Source organism: Delftia sp., from assembly GCF_059499305.1.
Genome location: NZ_JCABYI010000038.1, coordinates 111781 through 137989, shown reverse-complemented (window position 1 = coordinate 137989; position 26209 = coordinate 111781). Strand labels below are relative to the sequence as shown.

The following is a 26209-nucleotide window of genomic DNA, read 5'->3' as shown; positions in this document are numbered from 1 at the left end:
CGCCCGGGACGCTTGTCCAGTCCCGGGCGTTGCAGCGCGCCTGCTTACTGCGCAGGCCAGCCCGCGTCGCGCAGGCCTTGGCGGTCCAGCACCTCCATCTTGCCGCGCCGCAACTGCAGGCAGCCGGCCAGTTGCAGCTCCTGCAGGATCTGGTTGGTGGTCTGGCGTGACAGGCCCAGCATGCGCGCCAGCTGCTCCTGGGATACATCCAGCTCGCGCCGCCAACGCTGGCGGCCCTGGCCGTCGGGCTGCCACTGGTCAAAGCCTTCGGCCATGCGCACCAGGCGCCGCGCCAGGCGCTGGGGGGCCGGCAGCAGCGTGTGCTCTTCCAGCGCCACCAGGCACACGCGCAGCTTGTCCGTCAGCAGCAACGCCAGCGCTTGCCAGTGTCCGGGGTGGGCGGCCAGCCACTGCATCAGCGGTGCCTGGGGCACGTGAAGCACGATGCAGGCCGTGGCGGCCTGGGCGTCGTGCGTGCGTTGTGCGCCATCGAACAGGGCAATCTCTCCCAGCCACATCGGCGGCTCCACCAGGGCCAGCAGCGCCGTGCGGGCCTGCTCGCCGCAGGCGGCCGTGCCCGAGATGCTGAGGGCGCCACGCGCCACCGCGTACAGGCCACAGGGCGGGTCGCCCCGGCGAAACAGCCAGTCGCCTGCGGCCAGCGTGCGGGGCTGGGCCAGTGCCTTGAGCTGCGCGGCCAGCTCTGGCGGCAGGGCGTGGAACCAGCGGCCTGCCTCGACGGTGGCCCAGAGATCGGCCATGCCCGGCGGACCGGCCACTGCGCGGCGCCGTACGCCGCGCGTGGCGGCGGCAGTTGCCGTGGCTGCCGGAGCTGCCGGTGCGGGTAAGCCCGAGGTGTGCGATGAGGCTTGTGTCGGATCCATGACAGACGCCAATCCTTGATGACACCACCATGGTTGCGCAACATCCACTGCCGGTGCAGCCTATGAAAACCCTCATCGACCAACTGTCCCAGTACGCGGACTATCACCGTGATCCACGCAACATCCTCACGCACTTCTTTGGCGTGCCGCTGATCATGTGGGCCGTGGTGATCCTGCTGGCACGTCTGCAATGGGCGATGCCATTGGGCGACGGCCTGCCTGCCCTGCCGCTGAGCCTGGCCTTGCTGGCGGCGCTGGCGGCAGGCATCTACTACTGTTTGCTGGACCTGCGCTACGGCATTGCCATGGCTGTGGTGCTTGCCCTGATGCTGGCCTTGGCACAGCCCATCGCCATGCTGCCGTTGGGGGCTTGGCTGGGATGGGGGCTGGGCATCTTTGCCGTGGGCTGGGTGATCCAGTTCGTGGGCCACTACTACGAGGGCCGCAAGCCAGCCTTCCTGGACGACATCCTGGGCCTGGTCATCGGACCCCTGTTCGTGCTGGCCGAGCTGGGCTTTGCACTGGGCCTGCGCCGCGAAGTGCAGCATGCGGTGGAGCAGCGCAGCGGCCCCGTGCGCCGGCGCGCGGGCGGGGCACACGCCTGAGACCGGGCGCTGCAAGCTTGGCGCAGGCTTGCGCCCTTAGCATGGCGGGCGTTCCTGCGGAGCCATCCGTGGGGGCGTGTGCCTGCGCCTAAAATCACGCTGCTATCCCCTGCGGGGGCTCTTTCGTTTCAACTCTGCTTATCCATCATGTCTTTCGACAAAGTCACACCGGGCAAGAACGCTCCTGAATCCTTCAACGTCGTGATCGAGATCTCGGCCAACTCCGATCCCATCAAGTACGAAGTGGACAAGGAAAGCGGCGCCGTCTTCGTGGACCGCTTCATGGGCACGGCCATGCACTATCCGGCCAACTACGGCTATGTGCCCCAGACGCTGTCCGGCGACGGCGATCCGGTGGACGTGCTGGTGATGACGCCCTTCCCGCTGCCCCCGGGCGTGGTCGTGGCCTGCCGCCCCATCGGCATCCTGCTCATGGAAGACGAGTCCGGCGTGGATGGCAAGGTCCTGGCCGTGCCCACGCAAAAGCTGCTGCCCGCCTACGACAAGATCAACACGCTGGAAGACATCCACGAGATCACCCTCAAGCAGATCCAGCATTTCTTCGAGCACTACAAGGACCTGGAAAAGGGCAAGTGGGTCAAGGTTCTGGGCTGGAAGGGCGTGGACGAGGCCAAGAAGGAAGTCGTGGACGGCATCGCCAACTACAAGGGCTGATCCCTTTCACTCCCGTCGAGGGAGTCTCAACTGCGCTGAGGTAAATGCCCGCTTCGCAGTTGATACAATTTGAAACGCACCCGGTACCTAGGCGCCGGGTGCGTTTTTTGTTTTGTCATGGATCAGGGTTTGGACAGATCAATCAGGCGCTGATGGGGACATCGGCCCGGGAGCGAGCAAATGAAGGTGGCAGATTGGCGCATGGGCACGAAGCTGGGCATGGGATTCCTCGTCATGGTCCTGTTCTCGGCGGTTCTGGGGGCGGTAGCCTGGTTGCAACTGGCGCAGATGCACCGCAACGCATTGCATTTGTCGGATGTGGCCCTGCCCAGCATGTTCCATGCGGGCGCCATGCGCTCCGAGTACAACCGCCTGCGTCGCCACGAGGCCGGCATTGCCTCCGCGCGCAGTCTGGCCGAGGTCGATGGCTTTGCCAAGCAGGTGCAGGACCGGCTGCAGACCATTGGCGAGCATGAGACGGCGCTGCGTGCGCTGATCGACCAGCAGGCCCTGCGCGCGGCCTTTGACGACTACCTCGGCTTCAAGCAGCAGTTCCTGGCCATGCATGCGCGCCTGCTGGAGCGCGCGCGTGCCGGCAACTATTCGACCACCGAGGAGCAGGCCTTCATGGCCGACGAGATGGGGTTGATGTTCGCCGGCGAGTCCGAGGCGCAGTTCGGCAAGCTGGCCGAAAGCGCCGGCCGCCTGCTGACCCTGCAGCGCGAGGCGGGTGAGCGGGCGCGACAGCAGGCGCAGGCAGGCTTTGACCTGGCCCGCATCTGGGTGCTGGGCACGCTGGCCGCGGTGGTGGCGATTGCGGCCCTGGTGGGCTGGGCCATCACGCGTGCTGTCACCGGCCCGGTGGCCCAGGCCGTGGCCGTGGCGCGCAATGTGGCGGCCGGCCATCTGGAAAAGCCGGTCACCAGCCGGCGCCGGGATGAAATGGGCCAGCTCATCAACGCACAGGAGGACATGCGCCGCAAGCTCGCCGAGCTGGTGGGCGATGTGCGCGGCAATGCGCACGGCGTGGCGCTGGCCGCTGGCGAGATCGCCCAGGGCAATGCGGACCTGTCGGCGCGCACCGAAAGCCAGGCCAGTGCTCTGGAAGAAACCGCGGCCTCCATGGAGCAGCTGGGCGCGACCGTGCGCCAGAACGCGGACAACGCGCGCCAGGCCAACCAGATGGCTGCCTCCGCCTCGGGCATTGCCGCGCGTGGCGGCGAGGTTGTGGCCCAGGTGGTGGACACCATGAAGGGCATCAACGACAGCAGCCGCCAGATCGCCGACATCATCGGCGTGATCGACGGCATTGCCTTCCAGACCAATATCCTGGCGCTGAACGCCGCCGTGGAGGCGGCCCGCGCAGGCGAGCAGGGCCGGGGCTTTGCCGTGGTGGCCGGCGAGGTGCGCACGCTTGCCCAGCGCAGTGCCGAGGCGGCCAAGGAGATCAAGGCCTTGATCCAGGCCAGCGAGCAGCGTGTGGAGCAGGGCACGCAGCTGGTGGACAAGGCCGGCGAGACCATGTCCGAAATCGTCGCCGCCATCCGGCGCGTGACCGACATCATGGGCGAGATCAGCGCCGCCAGCAGCGAGCAGAGCGCGGGCGTGGCCCAGGTGGGCGATGCCATCACGCAAATGGACCAGGCCACCCAGCAGAACGCCGCCCTGGTCGAGCAAAGTGCGGCCGCTGCCCAGTCGCTGCAGCAGCAGGCGCGGGCCATGGTGGCATCGGTATCGGTGTTTCGCACGGCGCCGGGAGACTCGACAGCGGTCCCCGAGGCGGCTGAGGCGGCCGTGGCGGCGCCGCGCGCAACGGCGACCGCCCCTTTGGCATCACCGCCGGTCCTGGCGCCCATCGCAGCCCGGCCAGCGAAACATGCCACGCCAGCCCAGGTCAGCAGGACCGCGACCGCCGACGACGAGGAGTGGGCCGCGTTCTGAGGCCTTGCCCGCAGCTGCGCCCCATCCTCTGGCGGCCCCATGCCCTGCATGGGGCCGCTTTCTTTTTGCGTGCTGCGTTGAGCTTGCGCACGCCGGGTGGCAGGAGGCTGTGGCGCAAATCCTCCAGTGAAGGTTTCTGCCTACTGCAAGTACCTGAACTTGTCCTGAACAATGCTTGGATACTGGCAGAATGTAAATAGATGTAGTCCTATTCTTACAGATTGAGGAACGGCCGCTCCTGGCCTCGTTCGCTCGGAACGAAGGGATATCCCATGATTACCTTGTTCTCATGGCCGCCTGGCCTGGCGGCCATCGGCCATCCAGCAGACCGCGCTCCCGCGGGGTCCCGTCCTCCCCCTCTCCAAGCCTTGCCTGCCAGCTGCCATCGGCCGGTGCGGCTGGCCTGTTTCTGCAAGGTTCGCGCCGGGCCTGGCTGATAGCCTGCCCATGGCGCGAGACAGAGCAAGACGCAACAAGATGACGGGACCTCTACAAGAGAGATGAATGTGAAAAACCTCAAGATTTCAACGCGCATGCTGGGCACCTTCGGCCTGCTGGTGCTGCTGCTGCTGGCCGTGGTGGCCGCGGCCCTGGTGCAACTGCGCTCCATGCGCACCAGCATGGAAGTCATCACCGGCAATGCCATGCCCAGCGTGGAAGTGATCAACCAGATAGGCACCGATGTCGTGCGTACCCGTTTGCTGGAGGTGCGGCACGTCAACAATGATGATGTCGCCTACAAGACCGATTCGGAAAAGCAGCTGGAGCAACTGCAGCGCCGCCTGGCCGAGCGCAAGAAGGCCTACGAGCCGCTGCTGTCCTCCGACGAAGAGCGAAGGCTCTACGCCCAACTGCTCCAGGAACGCGAGCGCTACCAGCAACTGAGCCAGCAGGTGCTGGCGCTGTCACGCCAGGGCGAAAAGGAAAAGGCCCAGGCCGTGCTGGGCGGCGAGTCGCTGAAGCTCTACAACGATTCGTCGAACACGCTGGACCTGCTGGTCAAGCTCAACAGCGATGCGGCCGTGCAGGAAAGCCGCAATGCCGAGGCTGTCTATGGGCGCTCGGTCGTCGTCCTCAGCGTGGCGGCGCTGGCCGCCGTGCTGCTGGCCGTGCTGGCCGGGCTGTGGCTGACGCGCTCCATCCGCACGCCGCTGGCCCATGCGGTCGATGCCGCAGACCGCGTGGCCAATGGCGATCTGGGCGGGACCATTCACATCGACCGCCATGACGAAACCGGCCTGCTGCTGGGCGCGCTGCAGCGCATGCAATCGAGCCTGGTGCAGACCGTGCGCAGCGTGCGCCAGAACGCCGAAGGCGTGGCCTCGGCCAGCGCGCAGATTGCCTCCGGCAATGCCGACCTGTCCAGTCGCACGGAAGAGCAGGCCAGCGCGCTGGAGCAGACGGCGGCATCCATGGAAGAGCTGGGCTCCACCGTGCGCCAGAACGCCGACAACGCACGCCAGGCCAATCAGCTGGCGCTCAATGCATCGAGCGTTGCGCGCCGCGGCGGCGACGTGGTGGCCGAGGCCGTGGAAACCATGAAGGGCATCAATGACAGCAGCCGGCGCATCGGCGACATCATCGGCGTGATCGACGGCATTGCCTTTCAGACCAACATCCTCGCGCTCAATGCCGCGGTGGAGGCTGCGCGTGCCGGTGAGCAGGGCCGGGGCTTTGCCGTGGTTGCGGGCGAGGTGCGCTCGCTGGCGCAGCGCAGCGCCGAGGCGGCCAAGGAAATCAAGGCGCTGATCACGGCCAGCGTGGAGCGTGTGGAGCAGGGCTCGCAACTGGTGGACCGCGCAGGCACGACCATGACCGAAGTGGTGGCTGCCATCGGCCAGGTCACCGACATCATGGGCGAGATCAGCGCGGCCAGTACCGAGCAGAGCTCCGGCGTCGCCCAGGTCAGCGAAGCCGTCACGCAAATGGACCAGACCACGCAGCAAAACGCTGCCCTGGTCGAGGAAAGCGCGGCCGCCGCTGCCTCGCTGCGCAAGCAGGCGCAGGACCTGGTCGAGGCCGTGGCCGTGTTCCAGCTGCCGCGCGGTGCCATGGACAGCCATGCGCATGTGCCCAACAGGATGGTGGCGCAGGCCAGCGCCGCGCCACGCGCCGCAGCGCAGCCTGTCCGGCCGAACCCGCCGGCCAGCCCCGCACGGCCTGCGGCCTTGGGGGGCGGCGGTGCTGCAGCGGGTGGCGAGACACTGGCCCGCCGGCTTGAGCGCGATGCCACGCCTCCCATCCAGCCACGCCCTGGGCCCGCAGCAACAGGCAAGCCGGCTCCGCGCCAGCCCGGTCAGGGCGATGACGACTGGGAAACCTTCTGAGCCTCAGTCCTGGCGCAGCGGGCTGTGCGCCTGCAGCTCCTGCAGGTAGCCGGCCATGCCTTCGCCCTCGCGGTCCAGAAAGCGCGAGATGGCGTCGGCGAAGGACGGGTGGGCAATCCAGTGGGCGCTGGGCGTCACCACGGGCAGCAGCGCCCGCGCCATCTTGTGTTCGCCCTGGGCGCCTCCCTCGAAGTGCGCAATCCCGCGTTCTATGCACCAGGCGATAGGCTGGTAGTAGCAGGCCTCGAAATGCAGGCAGTCCACGCGCTCCAGCGCGCCCCAGTAGCGGCCGTAGGCCGTGCCCTGCGGGATGTGCGGGATCTGCGGCGTGTCGCGGTCGCAACTGCCGGCCGAAAGCCGTGCGGCTGCCGCGTCGAGTGCGATCAGGCTGCAGGCCATGGGTTGGCCGTCGCGCTCGGCGACGAACATCAGCCAGTTCTCGGGCATCTGGTGCGCCATGGCCTCGAAGAAGGCCGGCTGGAGGTACGGGGCGTTGCCGTGTTCCAGATAGGTGCGTTCGTGGCAGCGGTAGAAGAAGGCCCAGTCCTGGGCGCTCATGTCGGGGCCGTGCACTGCTCGAAAGCGCACGCCGGCCTCGTGCACCTTGCGCCGTTCCTGGCGAATCTTCTTGCGCTTTTCCTGGTTCAGCGTGGAAAGAAAGTGGTCGAAGTCCCGGTGGCCCGCACCCCCGGCGTTCTGGTTGCTCCAGTGGAACTGCACGGTGCTGCGCTGCATCCAGCCGTCGGCGTCGCAGGCTGCCAGATCCTCGGCATCGCTGAACAGCAAATGCAGGGAAGACAGCTTCTGCGCCTGGGCCCATTCGCGCACGGCGCGCACCAGGGCCGCACGCAGCAGCGGCGTGCGTGCCAGCAGCCGGCTGCCCGGCACAGGCGTGAAAGGCACGGCGAGCACGCCCTTGGGGTAGTAATCCAGCCCATGCTGGGCGTAGGCACGCGCCCAGGCAAAGTCGAACACGTACTCGCCATAGGAATGCGCCTTGGCGTAGACCGGGCAGGCGGCGACCAGCTCGCCGCCCTGCCAGAGCGTGACCACGCGGGCGGCCCAGCCGGTTTGCGGCACGGCGCTGCCGCTGGATTCCAGCGCGCTCAGGTACTCGTGGCGCATGAAGGGGGTGGGCGCAGCCTGCGATGCCAGCAGCGCATTCCAGGCCTGGGCATCGAGCTGCTGCACGCTGTCCAGCACGCGGGTGATAATTGCGGTTTCAGCCATGCCATTCCTTGCAGGCCCGTGTGACGCGCGCTGCCGCCTTGCGCTGTGGGGTGGCCTTGTCGGCCCTGTTGGCTCCATTGCATTCCATGACGCTCTCCATCTGCACTGCCCAGCTCAACTTTGTCGTGGGCGATCTGCCCGGCAATGTCCAGAAAATCATTGCCGCAGCCCGTGAAGCTTATGCCACGGGAGCGCGCTTGCTGCTGACTCCCGAGCTTGCCCTGTGCGGCTATGCGGCCGAAGACCTCTATCTGCGTCCCGCCTTTCTGGACGCCTGCGATCAGGCCGTGCAGCAGCTGGCGCTGGAGACCGCGCAATGGCCGGGCCTGGCGCTGGTGCTGGGCCATCCCTGGCGCGACCCCGGCGCTGGTGGCGCGTTGCGCAATGCAGCCAGCGTGCTGCGCGACGGGCGCGTGGAATGCAGCTACGCCAAGCAATGCCTGCCCAACTACGGCGTGTTCGACGAGCAGCGCTACTTTGTGGCCGGCCAGTCGCCTTGCGTGGTCGAGGTCCAGGCAGTTCGCGTGGGCTTGCTGATCTGCGAGGACGCCTGGCATCCCGGGCCGGCAAGCGCGGCTGCCGCGGCGGGTGCGCAATTGCTGGCCGTGATCAATGCTTCGCCCTTTCATGAGGGCAAGCAGGCCGAACGTGAAGCCACGCTGGCTGCACGTGCGCGTGAGACCGGCCTGCCCCTGGTCTACGCACATCTGGTCGGTGGCCAGGATGAAATTGTCTTCGATGGCAGCTCTTTTGCCGTGCACGCCGACGGCAGCATTGCCGCACGCGCGGCGGCCTTTGCCGAGGCGCTGCCGTTGGTGGAAGTGCGTGCCGGCGCGCAGGAATTGACGCTGGCCGCCGATGTGCAGCCACCGGTGGAGCACCTGCCGGCGCTGTGGTCCGCCCTGGTGCTGGCCGTGCGCGACTACGTGGGCAAGAACCGTTTCCCCGGCGCGCTGCTGGGCCTGTCGGGCGGGATCGACTCTGCCCTGGTGCTGGCGATTGCGGTCGATGCGCTGGGCGCGGACAAGGTGCACACGGTGATGATGCCTTCGCCCTATACGGCGGACATCAGCTGGATCGATGCGCGCGACATGGCCGAGCGTGTGGGCGTGCGCTATGACGAAATCTCCATCGCGCCCCAGTTCGAGGCCTTCAAGGCTGCCCTGGCCCCGGCATTCGCGGGCCGCGCCGAGGACACGACCGAAGAGAACCTGCAGGCCCGCATCCGCGGCACCTTGCTGATGGGCCTGTCCAACAAGTTCGGCTCCGTGGTGCTGACCACCGGCAACAAGAGCGAGATGTCCACCGGCTACTGCACGCTCTATGGCGACATGGCCGGCGGCTTTGCCGTGATCAAGGACGTGCTCAAGACCGAGGTTTTTGCGCTGGCGCGCTGGCGCAATGCCAACGATCCGTTCGGCACGGGGCTGGACCCCATTCCGGATCGCATCATCACGCGCCCGCCCAGCGCCGAACTGCGCCCGGACCAGAAAGACCAGGACAGCCTGCCCGCTTATGAGGTGCTCGACGCCATCGTGCGCCGATACATGGAAAATAACGAAAGCATCGCCTCCATCGTGGCCGACGGATATGCCGGCGCCGATGTGGAGCGAGTGACGCGCCTCATCCAGATCAACGAATACAAACGCCGCCAGGCGCCCGTGGGGCCGCGGCTGACGCGCCGCAGCTTCGGCAAGGACTGGCGCTACCCGATCACCAACCGCTTTCGCGCTTGAAGCACCTGAGGCGGCGGGGTTTCCTGGCCAGCCGTCTTGCCCCGTATTGCATGCACTGAGGAGTTCACCCCATGAAAATGATCACCGCCATCATCAAGCCGTTCAAGCTGGAAGAGGTCCGCGAGGCACTGGCCGACTGCGGCGTCAACGGCCTGACCGTCACCGAGGTCAAGGGCTTTGGTCGCCAGAAGGGCCATACCGAGCTCTACCGTGGCGCCGAGTACGTGGTGGACTTCCTGCCCAAGGTGAAGATCGAGGTGGTAGTCCGCACGGAAGACGTGGACCGCTGCGTGGATGCCATCGTCAACGTGGCCCGCACGGGCAAGATCGGTGACGGGAAGATTTTCGTCACCGCCGTGGAGCGCGTGGTGCGCATCCGTACCGGCGAACTCGACGACGGAGCCATCTGAACCCGGCAGCAGTGCAGGGCGCACGCGGCGCCCTGGGCTCGACATCCGGATTCCAGCGGCCACCCCTGAACGGGTGGCCGTTTCCGTTTCAGATCACGGCGCGCAAGGGGGCCGTTTCCAGGCCCGTGCCCGCGTTCTGCACCAGGGATTGCAGCAGTGCGGGGATGTCGCTGCCGCTTTCTATCAGTCCCATCTGCCACTCGCCCATGAAGCCATGGCCCACGCAGGTCTGCAGGAACTGCAGCATGCTGTCGTAGTAGCCGTCCACATTGAGCAGGCCGATGGGCTTGTCGTGGTAGCGCAGCTGGCGCCAAGTCCAGACCTCGAACAATTCCTCGAAGGTGCCTATGCCGCCGGGCAGGGCGACGAAGGCATCGCTGCGCTCGGCCATCATGGCCTTGCGCTCGTGCATGGTCTGGACGATGTGCAGTTCGTCGCAGGCATGGTTGGCCAGCTCCTTGTCCACCAGCGCCTGCGGGATCACTCCCACGACGCGGCCACCGGCCTGCCGCGTGGCCTCGGCCACCTCGCCCATCAGGCCGCTGCGCCCGCCGCCGTAGACCAACTGGCCGCCGTGCTCGCCAATCCAGCGGCCGGTGGCGCGGGCGGCCTCGATGAAACCGGGCTGGTCGCCGGGGCGCGAGCCGCAATACACACAAATGGAAAACGTGGGATTTGTCATGCAATGAACCGTTGATAGAGAGCCGCCAGCCAGACACCCGTGCACAGCAGCAGCGCCAGCAGCACGGCGGCGCTGCCCATGTCCTTGGCTTGCTTGGACAGGGCGTGCCATTCGGGGCCTATGCGATCGACCACGGCCTCGATGCCGCTGTTGAGCAATTCCACGATCAGCACCAGCAAGACCGTGCCCGCCAGCAGCGAGACCTCGATCCAGCTGCGTCCCAGCCAGAAAGCGGCAGGGACCAGCACGATGGCGGCCAGCGCTTCCTGGCGGAAGGCTTTCTCATTCCATCCGGCACGAAGGCCGGACAGCGAATAACCCGCAGCGTGCCAGACACGGTTCAGGCCCGTGCGGCTTTTCTGGGGATTGACAGGCGTGCTGTCGTTGGGCTTGGGTGAAGCGGCGGGCATGCTGGGGAGTGTAGGAGATGCGATGCTGCCTTTGCCGCTCAGCGTTTTTTCCTGGGCGGCGGGGCCTGGTGGATCAGCTGTGTGCCGGCCCAGGCGTCATGCCAGAACTGGCGGCGCGGATGAAGGCGGCTGAGCAGGGCCCAAAGTGCCACCCACAGCACCAGCAGCACCAAGGTGGTCAAGGCCGGCACGCCGGTGGAGTAGGCCGCCAGCGGTGGCAGTAGCCAGATCCAGCTCAGCACATAGCGCCGCAGGGCGCGCAGCTGGCTGACGGGCTGGCCTGCAGCATCCACCAGGCGGATGTGCCAGGTCTTCATGGCCAATGTCTGCCCCTTGGACCAGAACCAGACGAAATAGATGCCCAGCACCACGAACATGAAGGCCTGCAGCGCATGGCGGTTGTCCATGGCGTTGCGCGTCTGAGACAAGGTGCCAAACAGATATCCGGCGATGAAGACCACGCCGAACAGCAGCATGCCCTCATATAGCCAGCAGGCCATGCGCCGGGCCAGGCGCGGGGCCATCCGTGGATCGGCGGCGGAGCCGGCTGCCGTGGAGGCGGGGGAGGTGGCGTTCGTCATGCGGGCGTGTCGGGGCGCTGCATCAATGCGAAGGGGCTGCTTCGCCGTGCGAGGGCTGTGGGGTGGCCTCGGCGCCGTCATGCAGTTCCATGGGCGGCAAGGGCATGGGTGTGGCCGAAGGCACTTCCACCGGGGCTGTCTCCACCAGCGCAGGCGGGCGCACGGGATGGGTTTCCACGGCCGAAGGCGGCGCGACCGGTGGAACCGGAGGCGGCGGATTGTAGATGGTGGCTGGTGGAATCTTGGGGGGATTCGGAATGGTGGCCGGTGCCACCGAGGCCGCAGGAATCCGCGCCAGACGCTTGGGCGCCACGGGCTGTATGGCGTTGGCGGCGCCCTTGACCTTGGGCGCGGCGCGTGCAGCCAGAAGGCGTTTTTCTTCGTCGCTGAGCGCCTGGTAGGCCTCCCACTGGGCTCGCTTGTCCGTGGCAAGGCGGTTGGTCAGGGCGAAATTCAGGCGGGCCTGGCTGCGCTGCTGGGCGCTGAGGCTGGACCAGGTCTGCATGCGGTCGCGCAGCTTTTCCTGCTCCTTTTCGCTGAGCTTGTCCCAGCCTTCGGCCAATGCCATCCAGCGGCGCTTTTGCAGCGCGTCCATCATGGACCAGCGCTCGGAAAGGGGCTCGAGCACCCTGCTTTGCGCAGGCGTCAGCTCGGCCCAGCGTGGGCCTGAGGCCAGGGCCGTGGCGCGCTGGCGCGTGGCTGCGTCGCCATGCAGGGTCTTGGAGGCCGCAATGGTGGCCGGCGACACCGTGCTGGGCGCCAGCCGCACCTGTTGCACGACGCGCCAGCCGGTCCAGGCCAGCGCCATCAACAGCACCGCCGCCAGGATGGCGGCGGGTGATCGGTGGAACGCGGCGCGTGAATCAGTGGGCATGCAGGCAGGCAAGGCGGGTATCAGCGTTCCGTGTTGGTGGCCGAAGTCTTCAGGTACTGGATGAAACCGGGGTCGGCATAGGCGGCAGGGGGCAGGTCATCGGTCAGCAGGGCCGTATCGACCTCGGCAACCTCGGTCAGGCCAATCTGATCGGTCTGCACGTTGACGACCACCAGGCCAATGATGAGGGCCAGCACCGGCACGGCCGAGATCAGCGCGCGCCACCAGGTGCCGCCTTCGTCGCCAGAGCCCAGCGTCATGGCGCCACCCTGAGCCTGGGTTGCGCTGGCAGCCTGCACGGGCGCAGCGCGCAGTTCGCGCCGGCGAACGGACAGGGCGCGCTCGCGCCCAGCGCGCAGCCGCTCGGTGATGTCGTATGGCAGCAACGCCTCGCCGTCACCCAGGCGCGCGGTGATCCGGCGTGCGATGCGGTCGGCCGCCATTTCGCTGTGGAGAGTGAGAGTGGGCGCAGTCTTCATAGCTCGATTCCTTTGGCCTTCAGTGCCTTGCTCAATGTCTGGATGGCGCGGAAACAATGTGTTTTTACACTTCCTTCGGAACACCCCATCGCGGCAGCGGTCTCCGCAACGTCCATCTCTTCCCAATAACGCATCAGGAATGCTTCGCGTTGACGCGCCGGCAGCTCCTGTATCTCTTTTTCAATGCTTTGCAAAATCTGCGCCCGCTCGGTCAGATCCTCGGCGCTGCGGGCGGTTTCGCCGTTCTGTGCGGAGTCGGCGTAGGTCTCGAGCCAGTCGAAGTCCGCATCGTCGCCGGCCGAGGCCTCCAGATCGCTCATGCGGGTGAAGAGGGCGTTCTGCGTCTTTTGCCTGCGAAACCAGTCCAGGGTGCTGTTGGACAGGATGCGCTGGAAGAGCATGGGCAGCTCGGTGATGGGCTTGTCGCCATAGTGCTGCGCCAGCTTGAGCATGCTGTCCTGCACGATGTCCAGCGCCGCCTCCTCGTCCCGGACGTGGAAAAAGCTGCGCTTGAAGGCACGCTTTTCTACGCTTTTGAGGAAGTCGGATAGTTCTTGCTCGGTTGCCAAAAGGAACGCAGGCCCGGATGAGGGGCTCGTTGAGGGGGGCTGAACGGACGCGGGACCCGATTATCGCACCGCAGTGTCAATTTTTTTCGCACGATGGCGCACAGGCTTGTTGCAGTGCGATAATGTCTGCTGCAATTCAAAAAGGCAAACGGGTCACGGTCCGGCGTTTACTCACTCGCCCATGTCTGTTGGTCCTAAGTCCCGCACCGGCCTCACAAGGGCTTCAGGCAAGGGGCACCCAAGGTTTTTCGTTAGAGAAATTCACAAAGGTTGATCATGGAAATTTCCAAAGCCGAGTACTCCAGCGCGGCAGCAGCGGCGTCGCAGTCCCATGCATCCCAGGAGCTGATGGGCTCCGAGATCCTCGTCAAGTCCCTGCAGGCCGAAGGCGTCAAGCAGCTTTGGGGCTATCCGGGCGGTGCGGTCCTGTACATCTACGACGCCCTCTACAAGCAAGACACCATTCAGCATGTGCTGGTGCGCCACGAGCAGGCGGCTGTGCATGCGGCAGACGGCTTTGCCCGTGCCACGGGTGAAGTCGGCGTGGCCCTGGTGACCTCGGGTCCCGGCCTGACCAACGCCGTCACCGGCATTGCCACCGCCTACACCGATTCCATTCCCCTGGTCGTGATCAGCGGCCAGACCTCGACGGCCTACATCGGCACCGATGCATTCCAGGAGTGCGACACCGTCGGCATCACCCGCCCCATCGTCAAGCACAACTTCCTGGTCAAGGATGTGCGCGAGCTGGCGGACACCATGAAGAAGGCCTTCCACATTGCGCGCACCGGCCGCCCCGGCCCCGTGGTGGTGGACATCCCCAAGGATGTGTCCTTCAAGAAGGCTCTCTACACCGGTTACCCCGAAAAGGTGGAGATGCGCTCCTACAACCCGGTGCGCAAGGGCCATGCCGGCCAGATCCGCAAGGCGCTGCAGTTGCTGCTGGCTGCCAAGCGTCCCTATATCTACACGGGTGGCGGCGTGCTGCTGGGCAATGCCTGCAACGAGCTGCGCACCCTGGTCGACATGCTGGGCTACCCGGTCACGCATACGCTGCTGGGCCTGGGTGCCTATCCGGCCAGCGACCGCAAGTTCCTGGGCATGCTGGGCATGCACGGCACCATCGAAGCCAACAACGCCATGCAGAACTGCGATGTGCTGCTGGCCGTGGGTGCGCGCTTTGACGACCGGGTGATCGGCAACCCCAAGCATTTCATGTCGGTGGAGCGCAAGATCATCCATATCGACATCGATCCCTCCTCCATCTCCAAGCGCGTGAAGGTGGACGTGCCCATCGTGGGCGACGTCAAGGAAGTGCTGACCGAGCTGATCTCGATGATCCGCGAGGCCAGCGCCCGTCCCGACGCTGCGGCCCTGGGCCAGTGGTGGGAGACCATCGAAGGCTGGCGCAGCCGCGACTGCCTGCAGTACAGCCGTGGCGACGGCTCGGTCATCAAGCCCCAGTACGTGGTGGAGACGCTGTGGAACATGACCCGCGACGCCGATGCCTACATCACGTCCGACGTGGGCCAGCACCAGATGTGGGCCGCGCAGTACTACCGCTTCGACGAGCCGCGCCGCTGGATCAACTCCGGCGGCCTGGGCACCATGGGTGTGGGCCTGCCCTACGCCATGGGCATCAAGCTGGCCAAGCCTGAATCCGAGGTGTTCTGCATCACGGGCGAAGGCTCCATCCAGATGAACATCCAGGAGCTGGCCACCTGCCTGCAGTACAACACGCCGGTCAAGGTGGTGTCGCTGAACAACCGCTACCTGGGCATGGTGCGCCAGTGGCAGGAGATCGAGTACTCGGGCCGCTATAGCAGCAGCTACATGGACTCGCTGCCCAACTTCGTGAAGCTGGCCGAGGCCTATGGCCACGTGGGCATGCTGATCGAGCGCCCCGAGGACGTGGAGCCCGCCCTGCGCGAGGCCCGCAAGCTCAAGGATCGGACGGTGTTCATGGACTTCCGCACCGATCCCACCGAGAATGTGTTCCCCATGGTGCAGGCCGGCCGTGGGATCACCGAGATGCTGCTGGGAGCTGACGACCTCTGAGCGAACCCTTGGCCGGGTTCGCCAGGGCCTGCTCCTGCCGCATCTTCTTCAGTAGCCGCCTTCAAGGCGGCAACCCCTTGACGAATCTATTGCCTGCCAAGCCCGACGTTTACCGGCGCCGGGGGAGGGCAGCGAAAAGAGGAATCTTTCTTTCATGAAACACATCATTGCCGTGCTGCTCGAAAACGAGCCGGGAGCCTTGTCGCGCGTGGTGGGCCTGTTCTCGGCCCGCGGCTACAACATCGAATCGCTGACCGTGGCTCCCACGGAAGACGCATCGCTGTCACGCATGACCATTCAGACGAATGGCTCCGAAGACGTGATCGAGCAGATCACCAAGCACCTGAACCGCCTGATCGAGGTCGTCAAGGTCGTGGACCTGACGGAAGGCTCCTATACCGAGCGCGAGCTCATGATGGTCAAGGTCCGCGCCGTGGGCAAGGAACGCGAGGAGATGAAGCGCATGGCCGACATCTTCCGCGGTCGCATCATCGACGTGACCGAAAAGAGCTACACGGTCGAGCTGACCGGCGACCAATCCAAGAACGACGCCTTCCTGCAGGCGCTGGACCGCACGGCCATTCTGGAAACCGTGCGTACCGGCTCCTGCGGCATCGGCCGCGGCGAACGCATTCTGCGCGTTTGATGCGCTGCAACGCACCTGAAACCTGTCCCCTTCCCCTTTCAACCCCTACACACACACGAAGCCTGGAGCCAACATGAAAGTTTTCTACGACAAGGACTGTGACCTGAGCCTGATCAAGGGCAAGACCGTTGCCATCATCGGCTACGGCAGCCAGGGCCACGCACACGCTCAAAACCTGAACGAAAGCGGCGTGAAGGTCGTGGTCGGCCTGCGCAAGGGCGGCGCTTCCTGGGACAAGGTCGCCAAGGCTGGCCTGACCGTCGCTGAAGTCGACGACGCCGTGAAGGCCGCCGATCTGGTCATGATCCTGCTGCCGGATGAGAACATCCCCGAGGTTTACACCAACAACGTGGCCCCCAACATCAAGCAAGGCGCCACGCTGGCCTTTGCCCACGGCTTCAACATCCACTACAACCAGGTTGTGCCGCGCGCCGATCTGGACGTGATCATGGTCGCCCCCAAGGGCCCTGGCCACACCGTGCGCTCCGAATACCTCAAGGGCGGCGGCGTGCCTTCGCTGATCGCCGTGTACCAGGACAAGTCCGGCAAGGCCCGTGACCTGGCCCTGTCCTATGCCATGGCCAACGGTGGCGGCAAGGGCGGCATCATCGAAACCAACTTCAAGGAAGAAACCGAGACCGACCTGTTCGGCGAGCAGGCCGTTCTGTGCGGCGGCGCGGTGGAACTGGTGAAGATGGGCTTCGAGACCCTGACCGAAGCCGGCTACGCTCCCGAAATGGCCTACTTCGAGTGCCTGCATGAGCTCAAGCTCATCGTGGACCTGATGTACGAAGGCGGCATCGCCAACATGAACTACTCGATCTCGAACAACGCCGAATACGGCGAGTACGTGACGGGTACAGAAGTCATCAACGACAAGTCGCGCGAAGCCATGCGTGCTGCCCTCAAGCGCATCCAGACCGGCGAATACGCCAAGATGTTCATCCAGGAAGGCCGCACCAACTACCCGAGCATGACGGCCCGCCGCCGCATGAACGCCGAACACGCCATCGAAAAGGTGGGCGGTCAGCTGCGCGCCATGATGCCCTGGATCTCCAAGAACAAGCTGGTTGACCAGAGCCGCAACTGAGATTGCTGCATTCCATCTTGCATGGGTCGCGCATGCGGCCTACGCAAGGTGCAGGACAAGGCCACCCCGACGGGTGGCCTTTTTCGTGCACAGAAGGGGGGCAGCGCGCAGGTACACTGACCCTTTCGGGGCGGCACTGTCCGCTCCCTTAGAATACTATCGTTTTAATAGCTGCTCACGCTTGCGTGCGCTGTGCTGGAGGCCGGATTGATGCAAAACCACAATGAGTCCAACGAAATCGAAGGCGTGGTGGTGCGCAAGCGCCGCAAGGGTATCTACATCCTGCCCAACCTGTTCACGCTGGCTGCGCTGTTCGGTGGCTTCTACGCCATCGTGATGGCCATGAATGGCCGCTTTGAACTGGCTGCCGCAGGCGTGTTCTGCGCCATGGTGCTGGACAGTCTTGACGGCCGCGTGGCACGCATGACCAATACGCAAAGCGCCTTTGGCGAACAGATGGACTCGCTGTCGGACATGGTGTCCTTCGGGGCCGCTCCCGCCTTGATCGCCTATGAGTGGGCGCTCAAGGGCATTGGCCGCTGGGGCTGGATTGCAGCCTTCGTCTATTGCGCCTGCGCTGCGCTGCGGCTGGCGCGCTTCAACGTCAACACCGGCACCGTGGACAAGCGCTGGTTCCAGGGCCTGCCTTCGCCCGCCGCTGCAGCGCTGGTCACCGGCTTCATCTGGCTGCTGGACGAGGCGGGCCTGCTGCGCGGCCAGGATGCCTGGCTGAGCTGGACGCAGATCACCTGGATCATGTTCTTCCTGACGCTGTACGCGGGCCTGACCATGGTCACCAACGTGCCTTTCTACAGCTTCAAGGACGTGCATTTCAAGAAGAGCGTGCCCTTTGCGGCCATCGTGCTGATCGCCCTGGGCATCGCCATCATCAATATCCATCCGCCCATCGTGCTGTTCGGCGTGTTCCTGCTCTACGGTTTCTCGGGCTACGGCGTCTATGCATGGCGCAAGGCCAAGGGCCAGCGCACCAGCGTCATCAGCACCTCGACCGATGAGCCTGAAGAGCGCGGCCTGCACAAATGATGCGCCGCAGCATCTTCACAGCGCCTGAGAACCTGTGCTAAAGTGACCCGCATGCAATACCTGTCGCTAGCTCTACTACTGATGTCCCACGGGCAGAGACAGTAGCGCGCGCGTACATTCCTACTTTCACGGCCCGTTTGCACCAGCGACGGGCCGTTTTGCGTTTGTGGGGTCGCTGGAGCAGGTGGGTCTTGTTTTTACCTAGACGATAGAAAGCACTTCAGCCATGTTGCAAAACCCTTCGACCAAGTACCGTCCGTTCGCTCCGGTCCGCCTGCAAGACCGTCGCTGGCCCGATGCGGTGATCACTCAGGCCCCGGTCTGGTGCAGCGTGGACCTGCGCGATGGCAACCAGGCGCTGATCGAGCCCATGGACATCGATCGCAAGATGCGCATGTTCGAGCAGCTGGTGAAGATCGGCTTCAAGGAAATCGAGGTCGGCTTTCCTTCCGCGTCCCAGGTCGAGTTCGACTTCATGCGCAAGCTCATCGAGGAAAACCGCATTCCCGATGACGTGACCGTCCAGGTGCTGACCCAGGCCCGTGAGCACCTCATCCGCCGTACCTTCGAGGCGCTCGAAGGCGTGCCCCGGGCCATCGTCCACCTCTACAACGCCACCGCGCCCGTGATGCGCCGCGTGGTATTGAACATGAGCGAGGACGAGATCGTCGAGCTGGCCACCACCAATGCCCGCATGTTCAACGAGATCGCTGCCGGCTATCCCCAGACGCAGTGGACCTTCCAGTACTCGCCCGAGATGTATTCGGACACCGAGCTGGAGTTTTCCAAGCGCGTCATCGATGCCGTCACCGATGTATGGCAGCCCACGCCCGAGCGCAAGTGCATCATCAACCTGCCCACCACCGTGGAGCACTCCACGCCCAACATCTTCGCCGACATGGTGGAGTGGACGCATCGCCACATCCAGCGCCGCGACTCCATCGTGCTGTCCGTGCATCCGCACAATGACCGCGGCACGGGCACGGCCACGGCCGAGCTGGCGTTGATGGCCGGTGCGGACCGCCTTGAAGGCTGCCTGTTCGGCAATGGCGAGCGCACGGGCAACCTCGATGTGGTCAACGTGGCGTTGAACATGTACATCCAGGGCGTGTCTCCTGGCCTGGATTTCTCCGATATCGACGGCATCCGCAGCACGGTCGAGCATTGCAACCAGCTGCCCGTGCATCCGCGCCATCCCTATGTGGGCGATCTGGTCTACACCTCGTTCTCGGGCTCGCACCAGGATGCCATCAAGAAGGCCTTCGCCGATCGCAAGGACGGCGACATCTGGGACATGCCCTATCTGCCCATCGACCCCAAGGACCTGGGCCGCAGCTACGAGGCCGTGATCCGCGTCAACAGCCAGTCCGGCAAGGGCGGCATCGCCTATCTGCTTGAAAGCGAGTATGGCCTCCAGTTGCCGCGCCGCCTGCAGATCGAGTTCAGCCAGGTGGTGCAGCGCGAGATGGACGCCAGCGGCAAGGAGCTGGCCGCGGCCGACCTGTGGGCGCTGTTCCAGCGCGAGTACGGCCTGCAATCCGTACAGGCCCCGCATTACCGCCTGAGCGAGAACGACGGCGTGGTCAGCCTGTCGGCCGATCTGTCCGTTGACGGCGGCAAGCGCACGGTCGAGGCGCAAGGCACGGGGCCCATCGATGCCTTCGTGCAGGCGCTGAGCGAGCACAGCGGCCGGACCGTGCGCGTGCTGGACTACAACGAGCATGCCATCGGCGAGGGTGCCAATGCCAAGGCCATTGCCTACGTGGAACTGCGCGTGGACGAGTTGCACGTGTGCTACGGCGTCGGGGTTGATGCGAATATCGTCTCCGCTTCGTTCCGGGCCATCATGTCGGGCTTGCAGCGCGTGCCCTCTGCCGAGAAGGTGACGGTGCAGGAGGCGGTTGCCGCTTAAATTCCATTGCCTAGCCGGTGCAGCCACAAGCGCACCGGCTTTTTTCATCACCTGCCCGTGGGCAGGAGATTCGCATCCACAAGAAAGACGAGACTCCCATGACCGACCAATTGATCATTTTCGACACCACCTTGCGTGACGGCGAGCAGTCGCCCGGTGCCTCCATGACCCGCGACGAAAAGCTGCGCATCGCGCGCCAGCTCGAGCGGCTGAAGGTCGATGTGATCGAGGCCGGTTTTGCGGCGAGTTCCAATGGCGACTTCGAGTCGGTGCAGGCCATTGCGCGCGCCATCAAGGACTCCACCATCTGCTCGCTGGCCCGTGCCAATGACCGCGACATCGCCCGTGCGGCCGAGGCTCTGAAGGACGCCAGCCGCGCGCGCATCCACACCTTCATCGCCACCAGTGCGCTGCACATGGAGAAAAAGCTGCGCATGACGCCCGAGCAGGTGCTGGAGCAGGCGCGCCAGTCGGTGCGATTTGCGCGCAACCTGATCGCCGACATCGAGTTCAGCCCCGAAGACGGCTACCGCAGCGACCCGGACTTTCTGTGCCGCGTCATCGAGACGGTGATTGCCGAAGGCGCGACCACCATCAACGTGCCCGACACCGTGGGCTACGCCATTCCGGAGCTGTACGGCGCCTTCATCAAGAACCTGCGCGAGCGCGTGCCCAACAGCGACAAGGCCGTCTGGAGCGTGCATTGCCACAACGACCTGGGCATGGCCGTGGCCAACTCGCTGGCCGGCGTCAAGCTTGGCGGGGCGCGCCAGATCGAGTGCACCATCAACGGCCTGGGCGAACGCGCGGGCAACTGCTCGCTCGAGGAGGTGGTGATGGCCATCAAGACGCGCAAGGACTACTTCGGCCTTGACGTCAACATCGACGCCCAGCACATCGTGGCTGCCAGCCGCATGGTCAGCCAGACCACAGGCTTCGTGGTGCAGCCCAACAAGGCCGTCGTGGGCGCCAACGCCTTCGCCCACGCCTCGGGCATCCATCAGGATGGCGTGCTCAAGGCGCGCGACACCTACGAAATCATGCGTGCCGAGGATGTGGGCTGGAGCGCCAACAAGATCGTGCTGGGCAAGCTCAGCGGCCGCAATGCCTTCAAGCAGCGCCTGCAGGAGCTGGGCGTGGAACTCGACAGCGAGGCCGCGATCAACACTGCCTTTGCGGCCTTCAAGGAACTGGCCGACCGCAAGAGTGAAATCTTCGACGAGGACATCCTGGCCCTGGTGACCGAGCAGGATGCGCATCAGCAGGCCGATCCCTTCCAGTTCATCTCGCTGGCCCAGCAAAGCGAAACGGGTGAGCGCCCACACGCGTCGGTGGTGTTCAGCCGCGATGGCCGTGAGATCAAGGCCCAGTCCGACGGCAATGGCCCGGTCGATGCCTCGTTCAAGGCCATCGAGTCCGAGGTGAAGAGCGGTGCCGAGATGCTGCTGTACTCGGTCAACGCCATCAGCGGCTCCACCGAGAGCCAGGGCGAAGTGACCGTTCGCCTGCAGCGCAGCGGGCGCGTGGTCAACGGCGTGGGAGCGGACCCGGACATCGTCGTGGCCTCGGCCAAGGCCTATCTGAGCGCGTTGAACAAATTACACAGCAATGCAGAGGTCGTGGCTGCGCAGGGGTAAGCACTCGCCTTATAATTTCATTTAAATTATCGAAAAGTCGCACAAGTTATTGTCACAGTGCGACTTTTTCGATTAATGTAAGGTCTAGTCACAAATTCTTGCTGCTTGGAGCATTTCTCATGCCCACCCTACGCCGTGCCCGCCTCGGTCGATTTGCTCAGGTTCTCTCGTTGCTGGCCCTGAGTTGTGCTCTCACTGCCCCGGGCGCGCATGCCGCACCGGCCAAGAAAGTTGCCAAGAAACAGGTGGCCGTGGCCCCTGTCAAGAAGAAGGCCGTGAAGGAGCGCGCCACGGCGGCTCCCCAGGGCAAGCGCGTTGCCAAGAGCGCGCGCCAGCCCAGCCGCGTGGCCGCCCGCAGCGCTGCCAGCCCCATTCGTGCCGTTGCCTACGAGCCACGCCTGTCGTTCGGGCAGATGGCCGGGCTGCATGCAGTGGCCGATCCTCTTGATCTCAAGAGCAGCGTGGCCCTGGTCATGGACCAGGACACCCACGAAGTGCTGCTCAGCAAGAACGACCATGCCGTGCTGCCCATCGCCTCGCTGACCAAGCTGATGACGGGTCTGCTGATTTCCCAGGCCCATCTGCCCATGGATGAATCCATCACCATCACGCAGGATGATGTGGATACCGAAAAGGGCAGCAGTTCGCGCCTGGCCGTGGGCACCACGCTCACCCGTGCCGAAATGCTGCACCTGGCCCTGATGTCCAGCGAAAACCGTGCTGCCCATGCGCTGGGTCGCACCTTCCCAGGTGGCCTGGATGCCTTCGTCCAGCAGATGAATGCCAAGGCGCGCCTGCTGGGCATGACCGATACCCGTTACGTGGAGCCCACCGGGCTGTCCAGCCGCAACCAGTCCAGCGCCCGTGATCTGGCCGTGCTCGTGAATGTGGCGCACAGTGATCCGCTGGTGCGTGAGTACACCACTTCGCCCGGCTATGAAGTGGCCGTGGGCCGCCGCACGCTGCAGTACAACAACACCAACCGCCTGGTGCTGAGCCCGACCTGGGATATCGGCCTGCAAAAGACCGGCTACATCTCCGAAGCGGGTCGTTGCCTGGTCATGCAGGCGCAGGTGGCTGGCCGCAAGATCATCATGGTCTTCCTGGACTCCGCCGGAAAGTTCAGCCGCCTGGGCGATGCCGAGCGCGTACGCCACTGGGTGGAATCCATGGGGCAGGTGGCCGGCGATTCCATGATCCACAAGGTCAAGGGCTGAGTTTCTTCCCCTCAACAACAAAGGCGCCCTGGGCGCCTTTGTTGTTTTTGATGACCGGTCTTGCTGCTTGCGGATGGCTGCTTGCAGATCAGTGGCTGCTGCGCGCGTAGGGATTGGGGGGCGGGGCTGCAGGGCGGACCGCATTGAAGCCCAGGGCGCCCGAGATCTCCTGCGCGGTGGCCTGGAGCTTGGACAACCAGCTTTCGTCCAGCCGGTCGGCGGGAGCGGAGATGGACAGGCCGGCCACCAGCTTGCCCTGGTCGTCATAGATGCCGGCGGCCATGCAGCGCACACCCAGCTCCAGCTCCTCGTTGTCGCGGGCGACGCCATGGTGGCGTACCTTGTCCAGCTCGTTTTCCATGTCGGCAAGCCGCGTGATGCTGAAGTGCGTCTTGCCGGGAAGGCCGGTTCGTGTGGCGTAGGCGCGCACCTGCTGCGCATCATCGGCCGCCAGAAACAGCTTGCCATTGGATGTGAGGTGCAGCGGCGCATGGCCGCCGATGGCGCGCACCACCTGCATGCCCGAGCGCTCGCTGTAGGCGCGTTCCACATAGACGATTTCATCGCCCTGGCGCACGCTGAGGCTGACCGGCTGCTGGATCTGCTTGTGCAGCTGGCGCATGGGAATCAGGGCTGCTTCCCGCACGCTCAGGCGGGCCTTGACCAGGTTGCCCAGCTCCAGGAAACGCATGCCCAGCCGGTAGCTGCCCGATTCGGGGCGGTCGACGAAGCGGCCGATGGCCAGGTCGTTGAGAATGCGGTGCGTGGTGGAGGGGTGCAGGCCGGTGCGCTCGCTGATCTCCTTGAGCGATACCGCTTCCTCACGCGAGGCCAACACGTCGATCAACGTGAACATGCGTTCCAGGACCTGGACGCTGGGCTTGGGCGAGGCCGCGTTATCGTCTTTTTTCATGAGGCGCAAGGGGATTTCGGGATTCGGTCATTCTAGCGGCGGGCATGGCTTGGCGGCATATGTGCCGCCTGCAAACAGCGGCCATGTGCATAAGAAATGTCGCTGAAAGGGGCGCGGTGGCGCCATATCAGCGTGGCAACTGATCCACGCGCTGCCAGCGCTCGTCCACGCGCACTTCATGGGGAAGAAAGCGCGCCTTGTAATTCATCTTCTGGCTGTCGACGATCCAGTAGCCCAGATAGACATAGGGCAGGCTCATGGAGCGTGCCTGATCGATCTGCCACAGCACGTTGAACGTGCCGTAGCTGGCCTGGTCATCGGGCTCGTAGAAGGTGTAGACGGCGGACAGCCCGTCTTCCAGCACATCGAGGATGGAGACCATCTTCAGCCTGCCGACTGCGCCGTCGGCCGCCGGTGCGCGGAACTCCACAAGCCGTGAGTTGACGCGGCTTTGCAGCAGGAACTGCGTGTACTGGTCCACGCTGTCGTGGTCCATGCCGCCGCCGCTGTGACGGCTTTGCTGGTAGCGCAGGTACAGCTGGTAATGCTCGTTCGAGTAATGCAGGCGCTGGATCGATGCCGTGAGATCGGCGTGGCGCACGGCGGCGCGGCGCTGGCTGCGGTCCGGGCGGAAATCGTGGACCAGGATGCGCATGGGCACGCAGGCCCGGCAACCATCGCAATACGGCCGGTAGGTGAACATTCCGCTGCGGCGAAACCCCAGGGAGACCAGCTCCGAATAGGCGCTGTTCTGGATCAGGTGGCTGGGCGTGGCCACTTGCGAACGCGCCAGCCGGCCATCCAGGTAGCTGCAGGGATAGGCGGCTGTGGCGTAGAACTGCAGGGCCTGCAGCGGAAGATCGTTCGGGTGCGTCATGGTGTGCTGGCGGCAGCCGGTGATGTGCTGCCGGCGTCACCGGACGGCGGCATCAACTCGTTCCAGTATACGTTTTCGAATTGCCAGTGCATGGGCGGCAGCTGGCTTTGCTCTGCCACGGTGCGCAGGAACTGGGAGCGGGGCATCTCGCGCGCGCCCAGCGAAGCCAGGTGCTGCGTGGCCTGCTGGCAATCGATTTGCGCGGCGCCTTGGTGCCGGCACAGCGCCACCAGTGCCGACAGTGCGATCTTGGATGCGTCTGTGGCATGCGCGAACATGGACTCGCCGAATACGGCGCGGCCCAGCGCCACGCAGTACAGGCCGCCCACCAGGCGCCCGTCGATCCAGGTTTCCACGCTGTGGGCTGCACCCTGGCGGTGCAGTTCGGTATAGGCATCGAGAATTTCCTGCACGATCCAGGTGCCATCCTGATCACGGCGCACCGTTTGGGCGCAGTGCTGCATCACGGCCTCGAAAGCGCTGTCGATGCGGATCTCGCAGCCGGCGGTGGAGCGAAAGCGCTGCAATGTCTTGCGCAGGCTGCGGTGCAGCCGGAACTGCGATGTCTGCAGCACCATGCGTGGATCGGGCGACCACCATAGCGTGGGCTGGCCTTCGCTGAACCAGGGAAAAATGCCCTGGCTGTAGGCGATGCGCAGGTGCGCCGCATCCAGCGTGCCGCCTGCGGCCAGCAGGCCCGGAATCGGGTCGTTGGGGCCCCATGCCGTTTCCACAGGAGGGAAGGCCTGGTGGGGAATGAGCCATGGGAGGGGGTGGGACATGATCGGGTGCGGACTGAAAAATAATGGATTCGTGCTTCTCTGCAGCCGCAGTCTTGCACAAACCATGGTGAAGAGGGTTGCGTGGATGCGAGAGCATCGCCTGGCCGGGGTAAGTGAACCTCCTACGCGGCCTTGTCCCGCCAGGGGACAGCGCCGCCAGGCCGGGTTGGCTATCCTGGGCTTGTCTTCTTGCGGATGCATGGCTTTCGCTGCGAAGACATCGAAGGAGGATGAGCGATGTTTTTCAGCAAAATCTTTGGCGCAAGCCTTGCCGAGCCGCGCTATATCCGTCGCACCCGGGCCTACCTGCAGGAGGCACGCATGGCGATGCTGGAGCACACCATTGCTGCCGAATACTACAAGTCCTCTGCGGACATGTATGCGGAGCGGGCTGCGCGGCTGGAAGAAGAGCTGCGTGCATGGGAAGAGGGCGTGGAGCAAGCGCGCGCTGCGCACGGTGCGCGTCGCGCACATGCCAAGCACGGCAAGCCTGTCACCGTGGAGTCGGCCGCCCCTGCCGCAGCGCCGAGCACGCCGACTGTCGGCATGGTGCGCGCAGCCTGAGCAAACAAAAAAGCCCGCATGCGCTGGCATGCGGGCTTTTCATCTGGCTCCTCAACCTGGGCTCGA

Annotated in this window: 25 protein-coding genes and 1 tRNA gene (1 of these 26 cut by a window edge); 14 read left to right on the top strand and 12 right to left on the bottom strand. The window is 65.0% G+C overall.

Annotated elements, in window-relative coordinates; genetic code table 11:
* Positions 1-44 precede the first annotated feature (44 nt).
* Positions 45-884, bottom strand: a complete 840-nt coding sequence (locus AC5I49_RS27380) for a Crp/Fnr family transcriptional regulator (protein WP_495790166.1) — start codon at positions 882-884, stop codon at positions 45-47.
* A 62-nt stretch (positions 885-946) separates the two neighbouring features.
* Between AC5I49_RS27380 and AC5I49_RS27375 the strand changes: the two genes are divergently transcribed.
* The 4 genes from AC5I49_RS27375 (at position 947) to AC5I49_RS27360 (ending at position 6432) form a co-directional block, all read left to right on the top strand.
* Entirely contained in the window at positions 947-1489 is a 543-nt protein-coding gene (locus AC5I49_RS27375; RefSeq protein ID WP_016451358.1) for an Mpo1 family 2-hydroxy fatty acid dioxygenase, read from the top strand.
* Positions 1490-1636: 147 nt separating this feature from the next.
* The gene (gene ppa / locus AC5I49_RS27370) at positions 1637-2164 is read left to right on the top strand and encodes an inorganic diphosphatase (RefSeq protein WP_013801496.1); all 528 of its coding nucleotides are present in this window, start codon (positions 1637-1639) and stop codon (positions 2162-2164) included.
* 180 nt (positions 2165-2344) lie between these two features.
* Positions 2345-4105 carry a methyl-accepting chemotaxis protein gene (locus AC5I49_RS27365; protein ID WP_495790165.1) on the top strand — a complete coding sequence of 587 codons (1761 nt, stop codon included), beginning with the start codon at positions 2345-2347 and terminating at the stop codon, positions 4103-4105.
* A 500-nt stretch (positions 4106-4605) separates the two neighbouring features.
* On the top strand, positions 4606-6432 hold the full coding sequence (locus tag AC5I49_RS27360; protein WP_016447424.1) for a methyl-accepting chemotaxis protein: 1827 nt from the start codon (positions 4606-4608) through the stop codon (positions 6430-6432).
* A 3-nt stretch (positions 6433-6435) separates the two neighbouring features.
* Here the strand turns inward: AC5I49_RS27360 and AC5I49_RS27355 are convergent, their stop codons facing one another.
* Positions 6436-7662 carry a GNAT family N-acetyltransferase gene (locus AC5I49_RS27355; RefSeq protein WP_046988015.1) on the bottom strand — a complete coding sequence of 409 codons (1227 nt, stop codon included), beginning with the start codon at positions 7660-7662 and terminating at the stop codon, positions 6436-6438.
* Positions 7663-7748: 86 nt separating this feature from the next.
* On the opposite strand from AC5I49_RS27355, the gene AC5I49_RS27350 reads away from it, so the two are divergent.
* Positions 7749-9398 (top strand): NAD+ synthase, encoded by a 1650-nt coding sequence (locus AC5I49_RS27350; RefSeq protein ID WP_016451363.1) that lies wholly within the window; start codon positions 7749-7751, stop codon positions 9396-9398.
* Between the two features lie 71 nt (positions 9399-9469).
* The gene (locus AC5I49_RS27345; RefSeq protein WP_012206673.1) at positions 9470-9808 is read left to right on the top strand and encodes a P-II family nitrogen regulator; all 339 of its coding nucleotides are present in this window, start codon (positions 9470-9472) and stop codon (positions 9806-9808) included.
* Positions 9809-9896: 88 nt separating this feature from the next.
* On the opposite strand, the gene AC5I49_RS27340 is transcribed toward AC5I49_RS27345, so the two are convergent.
* Genes AC5I49_RS27340 through AC5I49_RS27315 form a run of 6 tightly spaced genes read right to left on the bottom strand, consistent with a single transcriptional unit; the run spans position 9897 to position 13403 of the window.
* Positions 9897-10490, bottom strand: coding sequence for an LOG family protein (locus AC5I49_RS27340; RefSeq protein ID WP_016447421.1), 594 nt, complete (start codon positions 10488-10490; stop codon positions 9897-9899).
* The gene (locus AC5I49_RS27335) at positions 10487-10900 is read right to left on the bottom strand and encodes a diacylglycerol kinase (RefSeq protein WP_495790164.1); all 414 of its coding nucleotides are present in this window, start codon (positions 10898-10900) and stop codon (positions 10487-10489) included. The genes AC5I49_RS27340 and AC5I49_RS27335 overlap by 4 nt, the downstream gene beginning before the upstream one ends.
* 38 nt (positions 10901-10938) lie before the next feature.
* On the bottom strand, positions 10939-11481 hold the full coding sequence (locus AC5I49_RS27330) for an RDD family protein (RefSeq protein ID WP_016447419.1): 543 nt from the start codon (positions 11479-11481) through the stop codon (positions 10939-10941).
* Between the two features lie 22 nt (positions 11482-11503).
* Positions 11504-12355 (bottom strand): DUF3106 domain-containing protein, encoded by an 852-nt coding sequence (locus AC5I49_RS27325; RefSeq protein ID WP_016451365.1) that lies wholly within the window; start codon positions 12353-12355, stop codon positions 11504-11506.
* A 20-nt stretch (positions 12356-12375) separates the two neighbouring features.
* Complete coding sequence (locus AC5I49_RS27320; protein ID WP_016447417.1) at positions 12376-12834, bottom strand: DUF3619 family protein; 459 nt, start codon at positions 12832-12834, stop codon at positions 12376-12378.
* A complete protein-coding gene (locus tag AC5I49_RS27315) occupies positions 12831-13403 on the bottom strand; it encodes an RNA polymerase sigma factor (protein WP_016447416.1) in 573 nt (190 codons plus the stop codon). The genes AC5I49_RS27320 and AC5I49_RS27315 overlap by 4 nt, the downstream gene beginning before the upstream one ends.
* 276 nt (positions 13404-13679) lie before the next feature.
* Here AC5I49_RS27315 and AC5I49_RS27310 point away from each other — a divergent pair, with 276 nt between their 5' ends.
* The 7 genes from AC5I49_RS27310 (at position 13680) to AC5I49_RS27280 (ending at position 23007) form a co-directional block, all read left to right on the top strand.
* The gene (locus tag AC5I49_RS27310; protein WP_016447415.1) at positions 13680-15461 is read left to right on the top strand and encodes an acetolactate synthase 3 catalytic subunit; all 1782 of its coding nucleotides are present in this window, start codon (positions 13680-13682) and stop codon (positions 15459-15461) included.
* Positions 15462-15615: 154 nt separating this feature from the next.
* Positions 15616-16107: an acetolactate synthase small subunit gene (gene ilvN / locus AC5I49_RS27305; RefSeq protein WP_012206665.1), complete on the top strand. Its 492-nt coding sequence runs from the start codon at positions 15616-15618 to the stop codon at positions 16105-16107.
* 73 nt (positions 16108-16180) lie between these two features.
* On the top strand, positions 16181-17197 hold the full coding sequence (gene ilvC / locus AC5I49_RS27300; RefSeq protein WP_016447414.1) for a ketol-acid reductoisomerase: 1017 nt from the start codon (positions 16181-16183) through the stop codon (positions 17195-17197).
* A 210-nt stretch (positions 17198-17407) separates the two neighbouring features.
* Positions 17408-18241: a CDP-diacylglycerol--serine O-phosphatidyltransferase gene (gene pssA / locus AC5I49_RS27295; RefSeq protein WP_012206663.1), complete on the top strand. Its 834-nt coding sequence runs from the start codon at positions 17408-17410 to the stop codon at positions 18239-18241.
* A gap of 226 nt (positions 18242-18467) precedes the next feature.
* Positions 18468-20153 carry a 2-isopropylmalate synthase gene (gene leuA, locus AC5I49_RS27290; RefSeq protein WP_203400596.1) on the top strand — a complete coding sequence of 562 codons (1686 nt, stop codon included), beginning with the start codon at positions 18468-18470 and terminating at the stop codon, positions 20151-20153.
* A gap of 98 nt (positions 20154-20251) precedes the next feature.
* The gene (locus AC5I49_RS27285) at positions 20252-21790 is read left to right on the top strand and encodes a 2-isopropylmalate synthase (RefSeq protein WP_016447412.1); all 1539 of its coding nucleotides are present in this window, start codon (positions 20252-20254) and stop codon (positions 21788-21790) included.
* 119 nt (positions 21791-21909) lie between these two features.
* A complete protein-coding gene (locus tag AC5I49_RS27280; protein ID WP_016447411.1) occupies positions 21910-23007 on the top strand; it encodes a serine hydrolase in 1098 nt (365 codons plus the stop codon).
* Positions 23008-23095: 88 nt separating this feature from the next.
* On the opposite strand, the gene AC5I49_RS27275 is transcribed toward AC5I49_RS27280, so the two are convergent.
* The 3 genes from AC5I49_RS27275 to aat all read right to left on the bottom strand — a co-directional run bounded on the left by AC5I49_RS27275 (position 23096) and on the right by aat (position 25579).
* A complete protein-coding gene (locus tag AC5I49_RS27275) occupies positions 23096-23920 on the bottom strand; it encodes an IclR family transcriptional regulator (RefSeq protein ID WP_016447410.1) in 825 nt (274 codons plus the stop codon).
* A gap of 127 nt (positions 23921-24047) precedes the next feature.
* A complete protein-coding gene (locus AC5I49_RS27270; protein ID WP_495790163.1) occupies positions 24048-24797 on the bottom strand; it encodes an arginyltransferase in 750 nt (249 codons plus the stop codon).
* The gene (aat, locus tag AC5I49_RS27265; RefSeq protein ID WP_495790162.1) at positions 24794-25579 is read right to left on the bottom strand and encodes a leucyl/phenylalanyl-tRNA--protein transferase; all 786 of its coding nucleotides are present in this window, start codon (positions 25577-25579) and stop codon (positions 24794-24796) included. Before aat ends, AC5I49_RS27270 begins: the two co-directional genes overlap by 4 nt.
* A 237-nt stretch (positions 25580-25816) precedes the next feature.
* Here aat and AC5I49_RS27260 point away from each other — a divergent pair, with 237 nt between their 5' ends.
* A complete protein-coding gene (locus tag AC5I49_RS27260) occupies positions 25817-26143 on the top strand; it encodes a hypothetical protein (RefSeq protein ID WP_016447407.1) in 327 nt (108 codons plus the stop codon).
* 44 nt (positions 26144-26187) lie between these two features.
* Here AC5I49_RS27260 and AC5I49_RS27255 read toward each other — a convergent pair.
* A tRNA-Asn gene (locus tag AC5I49_RS27255) sits at positions 26188-26209 on the bottom strand (it continues 154 nt past the right edge of the window).

What these genes read in the sequence shown, in the direction of transcription:
- AC5I49_RS27320 (WP_016447417.1), bottom strand. Translation starts at nt 12,834, where the DNA reads ATGAAGACTGCGCCCACTCTCACTCTCCACAGCGAAATGGCGGCCGAC.
- AC5I49_RS27330 (WP_016447419.1), bottom strand. Translation starts at nt 11,481, where the DNA reads ATGACGAACGCCACCTCCCCCGCCTCCACGGCAGCCGGCTCCGCCGCC.
- leuA (WP_203400596.1), top strand. Translation starts at nt 18,468, where the DNA reads ATGTTGCAAAACCCTTCGACCAAGTACCGTCCGTTCGCTCCGGTCCGC.
- ppa (WP_013801496.1), top strand. Translation starts at nt 1,637, where the DNA reads ATGTCTTTCGACAAAGTCACACCGGGCAAGAACGCTCCTGAATCCTTC.
- AC5I49_RS27260 (WP_016447407.1), top strand. Translation starts at nt 25,817, where the DNA reads ATGTTTTTCAGCAAAATCTTTGGCGCAAGCCTTGCCGAGCCGCGCTAT.
- AC5I49_RS27365 (WP_495790165.1), top strand. Translation starts at nt 2,345, where the DNA reads ATGAAGGTGGCAGATTGGCGCATGGGCACGAAGCTGGGCATGGGATTC.
- AC5I49_RS27270 (WP_495790163.1), bottom strand. Translation starts at nt 24,797, where the DNA reads ATGACGCACCCGAACGATCTTCCGCTGCAGGCCCTGCAGTTCTACGCC.
- AC5I49_RS27275 (WP_016447410.1), bottom strand. Translation starts at nt 23,920, where the DNA reads ATGAAAAAAGACGATAACGCGGCCTCGCCCAAGCCCAGCGTCCAGGTC.
- AC5I49_RS27380 (WP_495790166.1), bottom strand. Translation starts at nt 884, where the DNA reads ATGGATCCGACACAAGCCTCATCGCACACCTCGGGCTTACCCGCACCG.
- aat (WP_495790162.1), bottom strand. Translation starts at nt 25,579, where the DNA reads ATGTCCCACCCCCTCCCATGGCTCATTCCCCACCAGGCCTTCCCTCCT.
- AC5I49_RS27350 (WP_016451363.1), top strand. Translation starts at nt 7,749, where the DNA reads ATGACGCTCTCCATCTGCACTGCCCAGCTCAACTTTGTCGTGGGCGAT.
- AC5I49_RS27375 (WP_016451358.1), top strand. Translation starts at nt 947, where the DNA reads ATGAAAACCCTCATCGACCAACTGTCCCAGTACGCGGACTATCACCGT.
- AC5I49_RS27340 (WP_016447421.1), bottom strand. Translation starts at nt 10,490, where the DNA reads ATGACAAATCCCACGTTTTCCATTTGTGTGTATTGCGGCTCGCGCCCC.
- AC5I49_RS27325 (WP_016451365.1), bottom strand. Translation starts at nt 12,355, where the DNA reads ATGCCCACTGATTCACGCGCCGCGTTCCACCGATCACCCGCCGCCATC.
- AC5I49_RS27280 (WP_016447411.1), top strand. Translation starts at nt 21,910, where the DNA reads ATGCCCACCCTACGCCGTGCCCGCCTCGGTCGATTTGCTCAGGTTCTC.
- pssA (WP_012206663.1), top strand. Translation starts at nt 17,408, where the DNA reads ATGCAAAACCACAATGAGTCCAACGAAATCGAAGGCGTGGTGGTGCGC.
- ilvC (WP_016447414.1), top strand. Translation starts at nt 16,181, where the DNA reads ATGAAAGTTTTCTACGACAAGGACTGTGACCTGAGCCTGATCAAGGGC.
- AC5I49_RS27360 (WP_016447424.1), top strand. Translation starts at nt 4,606, where the DNA reads ATGAATGTGAAAAACCTCAAGATTTCAACGCGCATGCTGGGCACCTTC.
- AC5I49_RS27310 (WP_016447415.1), top strand. Translation starts at nt 13,680, where the DNA reads ATGGAAATTTCCAAAGCCGAGTACTCCAGCGCGGCAGCAGCGGCGTCG.
- AC5I49_RS27285 (WP_016447412.1), top strand. Translation starts at nt 20,252, where the DNA reads ATGACCGACCAATTGATCATTTTCGACACCACCTTGCGTGACGGCGAG.
- AC5I49_RS27345 (WP_012206673.1), top strand. Translation starts at nt 9,470, where the DNA reads ATGAAAATGATCACCGCCATCATCAAGCCGTTCAAGCTGGAAGAGGTC.
- AC5I49_RS27335 (WP_495790164.1), bottom strand. Translation starts at nt 10,900, where the DNA reads ATGCCCGCCGCTTCACCCAAGCCCAACGACAGCACGCCTGTCAATCCC.
- AC5I49_RS27355 (WP_046988015.1), bottom strand. Translation starts at nt 7,662, where the DNA reads ATGGCTGAAACCGCAATTATCACCCGCGTGCTGGACAGCGTGCAGCAG.
- ilvN (WP_012206665.1), top strand. Translation starts at nt 15,616, where the DNA reads ATGAAACACATCATTGCCGTGCTGCTCGAAAACGAGCCGGGAGCCTTG.